The organism is Niastella sp. sgz303648 (assembly GCF_059587045.1).
Genome location: NZ_JCAPSW010000002.1, coordinates 284,336 through 298,803 on the forward strand (window position 1 = coordinate 284,336; position 14,468 = coordinate 298,803).

Consider the following 14,468-nt stretch of genomic DNA (forward strand, 5'->3'; position numbering starts at 1 on the left):
TATTAACTCCGTTTAGGGGCTTTGCCGCCGATCATTCGTAATACTTCCTCTAAATCTTTGCTATCGAAATCTTTAAAGAACGGGTCCAACACCATAGGCTGTGTCAAATCAATGATTCCATTGTCGCAGGCAAACTGGAACAATTGGGAATTATTTATTTGAAGAACAACAAAAGGTGGTTCCTCGGTTGCGAAAAGCTTAATTACAGTGGCTTGAAGGAGGTCACTTATCTTCCTATTAAAATTCCATTGCTGAGTTATGCCAGCATTTGTCATTAATTCCTGCCCTTGGTAAAAATTTAGATTGAGTTGTTTATACCAAGGTAAATCCAGTTGAACCATATCATCCTCATTTGCAAGAGCACATAGAAATTCGCCCTCCTTAATTTTTGCATCTTTAGAGTTCGTTGAAAAAGTAAAAGCTCGCAAATCCTTGCTTATAAATCTTTGGTCTGTTCTTCTTATTTCGTCAATAGCAGCTTGATAAATTCCACCTGTTGCTTCTGCAAGGCCACGGATTGAAATAAATCTTGCTTCTTTTTCATCAATTGGAAGAGAAACCTGATGCTTGTTTTCAATTTCACGTGTAATTGCATCTAGTTTTTGAAAAGTAATTAACTGTCTTGCAGCTTCCGGAACTCTGATTTGTGTGGGCGGCGCTGCAGAAAAAGCTCCTTTTTTTAATGTTAATTGATTTCCACACTGTTCTCTTAATTTAATTACAATATGCTGTATAGCGTCAAGATGTGTTTTTACAGTTCGCTTTAGACCTTCATAAATTTCATCTCTTGTATATTTATTCGCACCTCTATTTTTTTCATCTTGAGTGTAATCACTTCCATCCTTCTTTTTAGCGTGCTTTAAAAAAACATCATCTTTCCAAAGTTCATAGGCTCTTTCAAAAGGAATTTGATCATTTAAATCAGTTCTAAACCCATATGTTGCGTAAAACTTGAAGGGTGATCCATCGGCTCTCAGATTTGGGAAAAAAGAACTTGCAGCCTCAAGCAGGGTATAATCGTGACTTAATGGTAACCCTACCAATTGTTTTATCACATCTTTTACAACTGTTCCTGGTTGTGTTTTGAAGGCTTCTGAGTCAGGCGGAAGTATGCTGTCGGGTGGAAATAAACGAATCAATAGTTCAACTCTGTCAACAACTTTCGGGTCCGTCATGTGCCGTTCAATCATCCGCAAAAGTTGTTTTACCTCCAATTGATTCCAGAAAAAAACATGAGTTTTTACTTTTCCAAATTCGCTGTCCCTTTCGCCGTTAGCATGTCTATCATTTGTAATTCTGGTATTTTCAGCATCCGCTTCCAAAAACCAACTGGAGACAAGATCAATGAACTCAATTAGGCGATTTTTTTCGGTGTCAGGATTCAGACTGTCCACTTTGTCAATAATAAAAATATTTTCATTGACAGTCGGCGGATCTCCTTTTTGACGTCCAGGCTTAAAGTACACTCTTTTCGCACCCATAGCAAAGGTCAAACCTGTTCCAGGATCGAAATGAATAGTTAGAAAAATGCTCATGTCAATCCAATTCGGCATGAAACTGCATTTCCTTTCGGCAATTATTTCAGGGTGTTTTGTCTGAAGCGCCTTACTCCTTGCATTGATTCCAAGTTGGTCTGCTTTAAGCTGATAATTGTCTGATTTTACACCCTTCCAGGAATCGGCATCAGTTTCAATAGCTTCGTTTAGCTGTGCTGTAGTTGTAATTCCTTTTTGTCTTATTAAATCAGCTTGTCCTTGATTCAACCAAGGTATGCGGGATAAATGGTCGGATATTTCTGCCTCGCTTTCACAGAAATCTAAGTATTGACACAATTGACATTTTGATGAAACATGCCAAGAAGCATCTTTGGGTTCCATTCTTAAAACCTGTAAAAAACGTTCATCCAAAAACTTCCTTACATGAATTTCATAAACTTCGTAGGGGACTTCATCGAGAGTATGATTTAATGCTGAAGTTACCGGGTCAATATCACCTTTAGATTGATACTCTCGGAACAAATTTCTAAATTTATTATTATCGTGGCTGCCAGGCCATATTAATCCTTTCGCGCTAACTTGATAACGTTTATCCAATCCCTGTTCTTTGATGGCTTCAGCAAGTGCAAACGCATAAAATGTCACTTCTGTGAAATGTTTAAGCGATGCTTCAGAAGCCATTTTTACATCAATGATGTGTAATTCAAACTCAGGGTCAGTCGAAGTCGTCCGAATTAAAGGTGACCCTGTTGAATATGGTCTTATCCAAATAATGTCAGGGTTGGCTTTGGATAGCTCAATACCATATTCGTCATGTGCAATTTTAAAAGAAGCGGAGACGCTGTTAGGCACTTTAAATTCTCCCTCAATAATCGCACAATGTGATATTGTATTCCTTAGGGCAGTAAAAATATCAGTTACTTTTTTTATTGATTTTGGAGTGATCTTTTTGTCAATTTTAGTGTCTATCGAAAACAAAACGGAATCTTTAGCAGCACAATCAACTAAATCTTGGTATTTATCCGATTCCCACTTGTTTGCGGCTTCTATCATTAATTGAACTCCTGGCCGCATCTTACCTAATTCAATGTTATCTATTCCTATATCCACTCTTTCCTTTTTTGATGCCAGTTCAAAACGTAGATATCTATCGCAGTTAAATTTGAAAGTTTGGGCAATCGTTTGTTTACTAAGTTTTGCCATTTGAAAGTTGTATTATGAGTTATCCTTTTTAAAAGGATTTAGAAGTTCTAAATTATCATCCACACATTTATTCTCACATCACTCTTTTATTTTTTTTACTTCAGCCAAACTCTTTTTTGCTTCCTCAACAAATTCTTTCGATTTTTCTATTCCTATGTAATGCCTATCTAAAAGTTTCGCTGCAACTGCTGTTGTACCTGAACCAACAAAAGGATCAAAAATTACATCTCCTTTTTTCGAAAATAGTCTGATGAACCAAGTTGGTAATTCTATTGGGAAAGCTGCACTATGTTTTTTGTTATAACATACTGTAGCAAACTCAATTATATTAGTTACTTCAGCAATTTTATCTTGTCCATTATGAATGTAATGTTCTTCCTCAAAAACCAACACGTTGTGAGGGTAAACCTTTTTTTTGTTTAGCCAATTTGAAACATTCCTTCCCAACGAGCCATTAGTGCCCGAAACGTGACGTACAAAATCCTTATCTGTCATTGACCTAAAACGTTTGTCTGCCCAGTCCCCGATAGGAACTTTTACAGCGTCTTGATACATAGCAAAATCCTTATCAAGAGTAAAGTGCAGACATCTTTCCCAAGCATCTCTGAATCTATTGGGCCACTTACCTGGAAATGAATTCTTCTTATACCAACAATATTCTTCTATCCAAAGCCAACCCGATTTCTTCAAGGATAAAATTAATTCCAAGACATATGTGTCACGTTCTCCGTCTCTTGGATGTTCTTTTATATTTATAATGAACGATCCTTTTGGTTTTAGCACTCTTTTTAACTCGGATGCCAACGGCGAAAACCATTCAACATATTTGTCTGGATGAACACTGTCGTAAAATCTCTTTCTTTTGTCTGCATAGGGTGGAGAAGTTATTACTAAATCAATCGAAGATGATTGAATATCCTTTATTTTTTCAAAGCAGTCTCCGTCAATTACGCAATCAATTATTTGGGGTACAGCTTTCTTTTTTTTTATGCCTTTCGTTCCTGCCATTAGTTGTGGAAAAAATTGATAGATTAATGCAATTTATTAATAATTAACCACTTGTGAAATGATTAGCAACTTTAATTATGATTTCAAAAAATTCATATTGTGAAATATAATTCCTTATAACCATATTTTAAAAATTCATGCAAAAAAGGGGGTAAAACACGGTATATTTTGATGATAGGGAAAGGTTATTTTAATTTTTGGTTAATCGACCAGCAGAGCTTTTTATTTGTCTGTCAATATTGTAAATTATTTCAATTTGATTGTTTTCTTGTTTATTCAAGTATTTGTCTGTCAATTGTTTAAGTGGATAAATGCGTCTGAAAAAAGCCTTTAATTGGTTCGACAATTTGCCGGTGGACTCCACAGGACAAGAAAGGTTCACAAAATTGTGAGCCTTTTTTTATGCCCTTTTTTGTATACGTATTATATTCTTCAACACGAGACCGGTACGACGTAGGTCGCCGGTGAAGCCGGATGAAACTGTCGGGATGACTGACTACAATCATTTTTTACCTGCTTCAGAAGGTTTTACTTCATAGGTTAGAAGTAACCCCAAACCGGTAGTTATGAAAAAATTTTCCTTTCTATTTCTGGTAATATTGTGTTCCGGGATACAACTTTCCGTTGCGCAAACTAATGCTGTTATAGACGACTATACACGTTTTTTACAGGAACAACATTTTTCTGCCAAAGACTATATCCTGAACCTTTTCAAAACACATGATATTGTTGTTGTTTGTGAAAGGTTTCATAGTGAGTTCACCCAATATGATCTCTTTGCCGATCTCGTTTCGGATAAGCGATTTATTACAGAAGTAGGCCATGTTTTTACAGAAATTGGAGTAAGCAGCTTAAACCCGGCACTGAATGATTTCATGCATACCAGGAACCTGCCCGCCGACTGTGTAACAGAACGCATTCTGAATTTTCAAAGGAATTGCAGCTTCTGGCCCATCTGGGATAATCCGAACTATTCATTTTTTTTGCATCGTATATATGAGACCAATAATCATTTGTCGAACCGTGACGCGGTGAATGTATACCCGTCGGATCTGCCTTTCTCGTGGAATGGGGCAGACAGCTTGTATATGATGAAGCTGAAAAAAATGTTGGGCGACCGGGATAGCATTATGGCCGCCCACATCATTCAACAATTTACAGCCATTCAAAATTCGGGTGAGAAAAGGAAAAAGGCACTGGTGATCATGAACTATCGTCATGCCTTTAGCCAGGAATTTTTTGTTAACGAGTCCAGACGCGGCTTGAAGAATACGGCCTGGTACTTATTTCACCAGTATGGCGATCGTGTGGCGAACGTTTTGGTAAATACCGTAAAACCCTTCGAACATTTGCAGCTGATTCAGGACGGAAAGTGGGATGCAGCATTCAAAAAGCTTCAAAAAGAAGACCTTGGATTTGATTTTAAAGACAGCCCGTTTGGAAAGGATAGTTTTGACCTTTGGGTTTCAAAAACAAATTTCAGGTACCAGGATGTGTTTACCGGTTTTGTGTTCTACCTACCTGTTGACAAACATCTATTGATCGAGGGTGTTCCGGGTTATATTACCCCTTCATTCAGAAATGAGGTTTATAAAAGAATTGAATTAGTAAGCCTGGTGAACGATGAGCTAAGATCGAAAGCGCCCAATATACGACGAGCCATTGATGGCGAACATCCCCTGGTAAATAACAAAGAGGAAAAAAAATATTATACACTCGATTCATTGGTCAGCGAAAGGGACCGTTGGTGCCGGAATGTGAATCCTGATTAGGGAATAACCGGTCATAATTAGAATTTTTATCGAATGGAGAAATAATGCCCGTTGATTCTAGCTTCAATATATATATGCGTAAAGAATTCTTTTAATTGTTCGACAATCTGCCGGCGGACACCGATTTAAAGCCCTGCAGCAATGTGGGGCTTTTTTGTTAGTAAGAATTAAGTTCAGATGCCCTGGAACGTAATACTGATAAACATTTCCGGAACACTTTTATAATTGCTGTTATTGTACTATAAACTTGCGTGTAATGATTCCTCCGTACGATGTTGTTATTTGTATCAGATAGATTCCCTTTGAAAATCCCGGTATTTTAATATTTTTTATATACTGTCCTGCCGCCTGGTATACATTGTCAGCAATAATTTTCCGCATACCATTGCTTATATTAAATATTTCAATGGTAATAGTACCAGCTTTTGGTAAATTATATTGAATGTTCATCTCGGTTAATGCAGGAGAAGGATATACTGCTACACTGAGTTGTGTATGAGTTGCATAATAAACCGGTGACAGTGCACTACAGCCGTTAGAATCGGTTACCTGTACACTATATTCACCTTCATCATAAAAGGAAAAACTTTCACCAGTGGCATTAACAATCGGTTGACCATTAAAAAACCATTTATTGCCGGTGGTATAACCTGAATGTAAAACATCCCCTTGCTGTGAGATAACAGTTGTTGGCAAAGGCAATATTCTAATACACACAGAATCAAATGCATTATTACCGTAACTGTTAGTGATTTTCAGTTTATAACAAATATCATTGTTTGGAACGGCCACAGGATTGGCACTGCTGGTATTATTCAGGTACAAGGATGGAATCCATTCGTAAGTTAAACTGCCCACGGCAGCATAACCTGTTGGCGTAGCGCCCAATTGTACCATTTGGCCATTACATATTGCGGTATCATTGCCCGCGTTGATAGTGATCTTATAAGCGTAAAATGTATCAGAAAACGTTGAACAAAAATTGGTGTCTATTATTTTCACCCGGTATGCCCCATCCTGCTTAACAGGTAATAAATTACTATTCACTTCGCTTAAAAGCGAATCATTGTAATACCATTTATAATTACCGTTTATTGGTGAAGCAGCAATAAGTACATTATTAACAGCTTTTATTACGGGTTTATCGGGATCTGCTTTTTTTATAATTTTTACAGTATCCTTTTTTATATCTCCGAAGGCGCTCTGCACTGTTAAATAATATTCCTGTTCCTGGCCAATCTGGTTCAGTTGAACTGTTGGCCTTGCAACGGTATCGCTGCTTAACCCGGTAGATGGCGTCCATCGATATATATAAGGCGGAATACCGCAGGAGGCGGTTATATCATCTCCTAATAAAACAGGTAATTGAAACGAAGCACATACCGTCCTGTCTGGTCCTGCATTTACCTCCATACCCACACCAAGTTTCGATAATTGGGAATTTTCAGTAAAGTAAAAAGCTTTATTATCGGCATCAATAAAAGCATTGTTACGGTTAGAATAATTACTAATTAGCCTGTTGCCATTTATGCTTTGGCTTGATATAGTTGGAAGATATTCTATTTGGTTTTGGGTAGTATTTACCAACAACACCTTTTTATTTGCAGCATGTAAAAAATAGCGCCTGATCACCACTGTGCCCAGGAAGCCGTATGTCGTATAATACCCAGCTTCGATAAAAACTCCTTCGGGCGATAGCACTAACACTTCGTTCATATACGGATCGCCGGGTGAAGGACCATATTGGGCTGGCCATCGACCTTCAATAAATGATAAATAAATATATCCGGATTCATCTACATAAAAATCAAGATACTCTCTATAAAACTGTAAAGTCTGATTTATATCGCATGGTAAAAGATCTTTTGCCCATAACAATTTACCGGTGCTGTCGAATTTGGCGCCCCATAAAAAATTCGTGTAAGTTGAATACAGGGTTTTGCAGGACGGGCGTATTGTAATATTTCCGATGGTAAAAGGGGAATAAGAAATACCTGCAAAATAAATATTCCCCTTTTTATCCATTTTTTGGTATTGGCCGCCCGGGGTATGAAAATTTTGCGCATATAGTACTGTTGCATCTGCATCCTGCAATGATGCTGTAAAAGAAGATCCGGCGGTATCGGTTAGTGTAAATTGTGCAATTGAAAGTGTTCCGGAGAAGGAACCTCCAAATCGTACCTGCTGTGTGTCATTTACTAAAGTTGATAAATATTCATTGTTTGGTGAACCGATTATTTTAACCCATTCCAGTTTTCCTCCGGAGGCAAATTTTGCAATAAAAATATCGCTTCCCCCATTACTCAATTGCGTAACCGTATCAGCTTGGATAGAACCTGAAAATGACCCGCCAATATAAACTGCGCCCTCTTCATCTATGCTCATAGCACTTAAATGGTCATCAGAAGGGCCCCCGATCGTTTTCAGCCAGATAATATTGCCTTTGGTATCGCGCTTTACTACAACTATATCTGTTCCGCCTTTATTTATGTAAACAGCATTGTCTATCGAAATGTTTGTGTTTGCAAATTCTCCACTGGTATAAACAAATGCATTATTAACAGAAACCAGTTTATTACTTCCTGGTATTCCATTACCAATGACTTTTCTCCATTGCCAGCAATAGTTGTCCTGAGTAAATCCGGCAATTGCTGAAAACAGGAAAATACTTACCAATAACCATTTACGTAACATAGAATATGTTTATTGTAAGTTACCATATTGAGCAGGGAGTGGCAATGACCGGCGTCAAGACTATGACTGAGCTTAGTTAGAAAATTAAAATATGCATAATTTATCAACCAATTATTTGATAAAAATATCTAACCGTATAATTGAACCTAAGTAGAAAGTCAAAAAAATGTTACCAATTACATCATATATACGTGATTTTCAGCTATTAATTGGTTAAGGGCTAATTCGCTGTCCACGTATTATCTTTCTCATTTGCATCCATAAATATTCCACCCTCCAGTTTCAGCGACTTTACCGTTTTTCTGGTTTTAATATTTACTGCTATCTCTTTTTGGTTGCGCTCCCAAACTATTGGAGTTTGATGAAAGATTTCATTTGATCCGTCGTCATAAGTCGCGATCACATCAAAAGGAACAGCAAATCCACCAATGTTTTTAATGTTCAGTATATATCCTTTCGTAGTTTTGTCGACTTTGGCCAGATCGAGATCAATGTAGCCGGGAGTAAAGAACCAGTTATAAAAGAACCAATCTAAATTCTTTTTAGAACCCTTTTCCATCGAATAGAAATAATCCCACGGGATAGGATGTTTACCATTCCAGTTATTCATGTAGTTGTGCAGTGCCTTCTTAAACAATTTATCCCCCAGCAAGTCCTTTAAAGAAAGATAACTCAGCGATGGTTTGCCATAGGCATTATTGCCACCACCAAAGGTAACATCGGGGCTGGGTGTAATAATAGGGTTTTCTTTTTCATGCGGGCCGTGGATCCATCGGGTAACGCGGAATGATTTATAAAAATTATCAGCGGCTTTCTGGCCTTTCTCGGAGATGCCGATCAGATATTCAAAAGTAGTAGCCCATCCCTCATCCATAAAAGCATAATAACTTTCATTAGTGCCCATGTAAAAAGGAAAGTAAGTATGAGCCTGTTCATGGTCCTGCACCAATTGGGCAAAACCCAGGTCTGATGTGTGGGAGTCATTGATCATCATCGGGTACTCCATATCCGCAAATCCCTGGAACGCGTTTGATTTTGGATAGGGATAAGGAATTCCCGGCCAGTTATTCGAAAACCAGGCTAACGAATTTCTGCCGAACTGCACCGAATGATGAAAATCGGTTGATGAATCCGCGAAGGCAGCCTGCATGCTTACCCGCCGTTTTGTTTTGTTGTCAACAACAACACTTGCTGCATCCCAATCGTAATGGTCGCTGATACCCATTGCAATATCGCTTACATTATTGGCAACCCATTTCCACGTATTGCTGGCATTTTGAACGGTGACTTTTTTATTCTCCCAATCCTGCATGGTGGCAACGTGTATGGTGGAATCGCTTATTATTGACCGCTTCAGGCGTTCAGCAATAGCAGGTTGTAACACTTCCAATGGATTCTGCAATGTTCCGGTGGCCCATACTATGAAATTTCGGGGAACAGTTACATTCACATTATAGTCATTGAAATCGTTATAAAACTCCAGGGAACCCAAATGTGGTTGGGTATCCCATCCTTTGTAATCGTCATAAACAGAAACACGCGGATAAAAATAAGCGATATAAAAACTGGTTGAATCGATTATCCCATCGCGCCCGGGACTGTGCAAAAGATTATAATGCCATGTAATGTTGAGCTTTATTGAATCATGAGGTAGTAACGGCTCATACAAATCCACCATTTGATTTGTAGTAACAGCTTTGCTGTTGTCCCATAAAACTTTGTTTTCCCGGATCGCTATCTCGTCGATCCTGATCCCGCCACCACCAGGATGAGCATTCGCTATCAATTTCATGTTCAGGCTTCTCAGTGTATCGGGACTGTTATTAAAATAGACAATTTGCTCAACCCCTCTTATGGTGCTATCTGGCGGCATTACCGTTAAAGAAATAGTATAACGTCCATAATTCTGCCAGTACTTTTTTCCCGGTTTGCCACTGAGAGACCGGGTGTTATTAGTGTAGGCTTTCTGTATTTCGGAAGGCATAGTGAGCGTTTGCGCACCGGCCTGTAATCCCAGGAATAAGGAAGCAGAGATGATAAATAATCGTATCATATTTAATTACTAAAAAATGCAAAACGAACAGGAAATTAAATGAAAAAAATATCACTGTAATTACCACCCAAATAAAATCCATACTTGTTATAGAAGTTTTTTCTGCACACACCAGGTAGTCATACATCGTAAATTTTGCACGTTGGTAGTTTTTATGGGCTCATATAATATTCCTAATTCATCGGTATATTTTAACAACGTTTGTTCATTAACCAAAAAGCGTTCAGAGCCATCGGGTAGTAAATAGCGGTCGTTGCCTAATGGTTTTACCAGTTTCTCTATCCCGATATCCGATGCTAACCTCGCAAAAAAGTAACCACCAGGTTTTAAAACGCTGAACATGGCCCGCAGCATGGTACCAAAATGCTGCCCATCCTTTGCAAAATGCAATACCGCGTTACAAACAATCAAATCAAATGTCGCATCGTTGTACGGCAAATTTTCCGCGCTGCAAATCACAAAATTTTCCAGGGGATTATCAGGGGCAAGCACGGCTGATAATTCTTTAACCATTTCTATAGCCTGTGGATTGGGGTCAATACCAAATACGTCGTAGCCGTTACGTAAAAAGTAAATCAGGTTTCGTCCACTGCCGCAACCCACATCCAGCACTTTTTTAGCGTTATCATAACGGCCCTTCAGCAGTTGGTCAAACAGGTAGATATCAATATTGCCATAGGTTTGTTGAAGTTTGTTTTGCATGAAAGGAGTTTAACAAAAGCAAATTAGCTATAATGGCAAAGACTATAAAATAAACTGTATTGGGAGTTAAATCAGATAAGAATTTTGATTAGCGTACTGGTAAGATGCCAAAGGAGTTTATTACTAAACAAAAGCGAAGAACATTGGTGCCGGATTCCCTTTAAAGGTGCCAATAGCAAAATTAATTAGCAATTGTTTCAGCGATGTGGTCTTAAGGATATATGCCATTCGACCATCACCTGCCAACTCGCCGATCGTACCTCGTTCAGTTGTGTTTGCTCCGATCCGCCGGCGGCAGGATAAAGTTCGTCAATGCCGCAACCGGTCTGCCAGCGGGAATAGCTGCCTTTAATACCTATTGAATGTATATTCGAAGTGCGATATAATATAGATGCATGTGCGTTGATGCCATAGCCATTGGCTATATGCCGGAAACTTTCAGGATGACTGAATGCATAGATCAGGTTCCAGTTGGCGCTGGCCCTGTATCGCACCTGGCTATAACGGAGGCCGGCATTCATGTATAATTTCTTTGTTAATCCTATTGAGCACAAAACCTGGCCGTATGGACCTGCCCATTTTGTTTTGTATGTACTGTTGAGATCACTGAAAGTGGCCGTATAACCGGATATATAAAGCGATTGATGAAATATTCCGTATCCCGCCGAAGGTGTAATCGAAAATTCACTTGTCACCGGTATCTTGTTTGCCAAACCTGCCTGCCAGCAATCAGCGCCTCCTTTACCTGCGTGGAACTGTGCCGCATACACTATATTAGTGCGGTCGTTACCGCCATAATCCGTATCATATACTTTTCCGGATGAAAAGAACATGCGCTCATACCCGCCTTCCAGTTGCCAGTGATCAAATAATCCAAACTGTATATGCATACCTGTTACTGGTCCGCCAACACTTTCCCATCGAAGCTCTGAAAGTATATTCGGGTTTTGGCCATTGGTATTACCTGCAATGGACCATCGAAAATCTTCCTTCCGGTACCCGCCGGCTACCGATAATTGCAACTTACCGGGGAGATCCTGGGCTATGCATGCGTGCATGCCGAATAGTATTAACAGCCAGATAAACTTCACCATAATGTTCATGGATAAGGAGCCCCGACGGTTACCGCCGGGGCCGTAAAAATTATTGGTTCACGCGGAATTTTTCCCATGCATCGATGGCTGTGCGGTTGCACGTCATCGGCTGGGTGCCATTTTCACTGCTCACAAAAAGGCCGTTACTACCCTGTAGGGAAATAGTACCGTCGGAATTGGATATCCAGTTAAACTGCTCCCAGCCACCGATGGCTGTTCTGTTGCAGGTAATGGGATTAACGCCATTCTCACTGGAAACATATTTACTCATACTTTGCAGAGCGACCTTGCCACCGCCGGCATCCACTACCTGAAACTGTTCCCAGCCTTGTGCAGTGGTGCGATTGCAGGTCATAGCCTGTGTGCCGTTCTCACTGCTTACATAAAGATTATTGGAACCTTTGAGGGTGATGGTTTGTCCAACGGGTGGTGCGGATGAAGTATTCATGCTATATACACGCACATAATCAACATACATCGACGTAGGCAGGGCCCCATTATCAACGGTAGAGCCGGGAAGATCGCCTCCCATAGCCAGGTTAAGTATAATATAAAAAGGCAGATGGAAAGCGCCTGTGTTGTTGATGTTGTTGGCAATATTGCCGGTTACATACAGTACATTGTCTACATACCACCTGATGCTGGAATTATCCCATTCCACCGCATATACGTGAAAGTCGCCGGGTGTGGTAGTAGTGCTGCTTCCGTATTGTACATGTCCGCCGCTGTTCCAGTGCATGGTGCCGAGGATGCTGTTGGAAGTATTTACGTGCTCCATAATATCTATTTCACCGCATTGTGGCCATCCCGCACCAGTGTTTATGTTGGTGCCCAGCATCCAGAAAGCAGGCCAGGTTCCCTGCACCATAGGCAGCTTGATGCGTGCCTCGATGCGCCCGTAGGTGGCGGAAAACTTGCCATATGAGTTGAGCTTGGCAGAAGTGTAGGGCTGGCCTCCCATGCTCTGCTGCCGTGCGGTGATCACCAGGTTGCCTCCCGTTACGGTAGCATTGGCAGACTGGTAATATTCCAACTCGTTGTTCACATTGGGATTTCCATTGTCGATGTTCCAGTTGGCGGTGTTCACGCTGGTGCCATTGAACTCGTCGGACCAGAGGAGCTGATAGGTTACAGCCCTGGGAATACTAACTTCATTGCGGGCAGGAGAGCTACTTGGATGCATATCCTTTTTGCAGGAAGTGACGAAGAGAGATAATGTAATATATGCGATAATGCATACCGGGATGCGCAAAGATTGTTTTTTCATGATGACAGTTTTTAATTTATTTATTTACACCTAATGCCTCCCATCCAGGACTTGAAACGGCCTTGATCTTTTGCTTTGAGAGCACATGCAATATTGTTTTAATAAGTTTGAAAATGGCAGAGATTATAACTGCAGATGAGAGCCCGGAGAGGGATTTATGCAGGAGGGGAATGTGAGGTATATTCAACGGGCTGGCATAATAAGGTACTTCCACCCAATGAGGGTGCAATGAACAACAATCGATTCATGTGGCAGTTGATTTTAGTGCGTTCACTGAAATTGCCACTAAAAACTCCTTTTACCAAAATATGAGGTACATCAAAAGCACTACATCGCACTGATGTAGAAAAATCCTGGTACATCAAAAGCCAATCAGGAAATTTTCGCTGTAATGTAGCGACTGTTCTTTTGAAATTGCCGACATTTTCAAGCCAAATCGAACCGCTTAACTAATGTAGACAGTTCCATTACATTACTTACTTTCAACTTTTGCAAAATATTGGCTTTGTGTGTGCTGACGGTAGAAATATGTAATGACAATATATCCGCAATCTCCGATACATTTTTGCCTTCCAGAAGATGCGTCATTACCTCGAGTTCGCGCATAGACAGGTTTTCAAATAACCTGCTGCCGTTAGCTCCCTGTATCACATCGCGGGTAATGCTTTCCTGTAGTTGGGTGCTTATATATATCCTGTTGTTCATTACATTGGCAATAGCCTTACGTATCTCCGTGGTATCGGCTCCTTTATTAATAAAACCCATTGCCCCCAATTGCAGATATTTCCTGGCATAAATTTCTTCACTGCTCATTGTATGGATCAGTACTTTCAGTTGCGGCTCAATAGCGAATATGTTTCTCAACAAACTAACGGAGTCGGTACCGGGCATATGAATGTCCATAATAAAGAGGTCGTACTTCGTGGATTGAATATTCTTCCAGGCGCCGTCGCCATCGCTGCATTCATCTATATGCACATCTAAATAATCTGCTTTTATGAGAAAACTGATCCCTGTTCTCAAAAGAGTGTGATCGTCGGCGATTAAAATCCTTTTCAAATGTGACTGTTTCGCGTTAAAACAATATGAACTTTTCCTGTACCGGTAATATTACAATAATGGTGGATATTCGTTGTCGAAAAAGTACGAAAACGGTATCGTGAATTAAATATTCAGTTT

9 protein-coding genes are annotated in these 14,468 nt (G+C 39.8%); 1 reads left to right on the forward strand and 8 read right to left on the reverse strand.

The features are described from left to right. Positions 1-2 precede the first annotated feature (2 nt). Positions 3-2,699, reverse strand: a complete 2,697-nt coding sequence (locus AC59IL_RS05895) for a hypothetical protein (RefSeq protein ID WP_496551169.1) — start codon at positions 2,697-2,699, stop codon at positions 3-5. 78 nt (positions 2,700-2,777) lie between these two features. Beyond that, entirely contained in the window at positions 2,778-3,707 is a 930-nt protein-coding gene (locus AC59IL_RS05900) for a DNA-methyltransferase (RefSeq protein ID WP_496551170.1), read from the reverse strand. A gap of 566 nt (positions 3,708-4,273) precedes the next feature. Between AC59IL_RS05900 and AC59IL_RS05905 the strand changes: the two genes are divergently transcribed. Further along, positions 4,274-5,479 carry a hypothetical protein gene (locus AC59IL_RS05905; RefSeq protein ID WP_496551171.1) on the forward strand — a complete coding sequence of 402 codons (1,206 nt, stop codon included), beginning with the start codon at positions 4,274-4,276 and terminating at the stop codon, positions 5,477-5,479. 231 nt (positions 5,480-5,710) lie between these two features. Here AC59IL_RS05905 and AC59IL_RS05910 read toward each other — a convergent pair whose 3' ends face one another. The 6 genes from AC59IL_RS05910 to AC59IL_RS05935 form a co-directional block, all read right to left on the reverse strand. Next, positions 5,711-8,173, reverse strand: a complete 2,463-nt coding sequence (locus tag AC59IL_RS05910; protein WP_496551172.1) for a T9SS type A sorting domain-containing protein — start codon at positions 8,171-8,173, stop codon at positions 5,711-5,713. A gap of 220 nt (positions 8,174-8,393) precedes the next feature. Next, positions 8,394-10,226 (reverse strand): M1 family metallopeptidase, encoded by a 1,833-nt coding sequence (locus AC59IL_RS05915; protein WP_496551173.1) that lies wholly within the window; start codon positions 10,224-10,226, stop codon positions 8,394-8,396. Between the two features lie 87 nt (positions 10,227-10,313). Beyond that, complete coding sequence (locus AC59IL_RS05920; RefSeq protein ID WP_496551174.1) at positions 10,314-10,928, reverse strand: class I SAM-dependent methyltransferase; 615 nt, start codon at positions 10,926-10,928, stop codon at positions 10,314-10,316. A 197-nt stretch (positions 10,929-11,125) separates the two neighbouring features. Further along, entirely contained in the window at positions 11,126-11,986 is an 861-nt protein-coding gene (locus AC59IL_RS05925; RefSeq protein WP_496551175.1) for a hypothetical protein, read from the reverse strand. Between the two features lie 85 nt (positions 11,987-12,071). Beyond that, entirely contained in the window at positions 12,072-13,289 is a 1,218-nt protein-coding gene (locus tag AC59IL_RS05930) for a family 16 glycosylhydrolase (RefSeq protein ID WP_496551176.1), read from the reverse strand. 426 nt (positions 13,290-13,715) lie between these two features. Next, positions 13,716-14,348, reverse strand: coding sequence for a response regulator transcription factor (locus tag AC59IL_RS05935; RefSeq protein WP_496551177.1), 633 nt, complete (start codon positions 14,346-14,348; stop codon positions 13,716-13,718). Positions 14,349-14,468 lie beyond the last annotated feature (120 nt).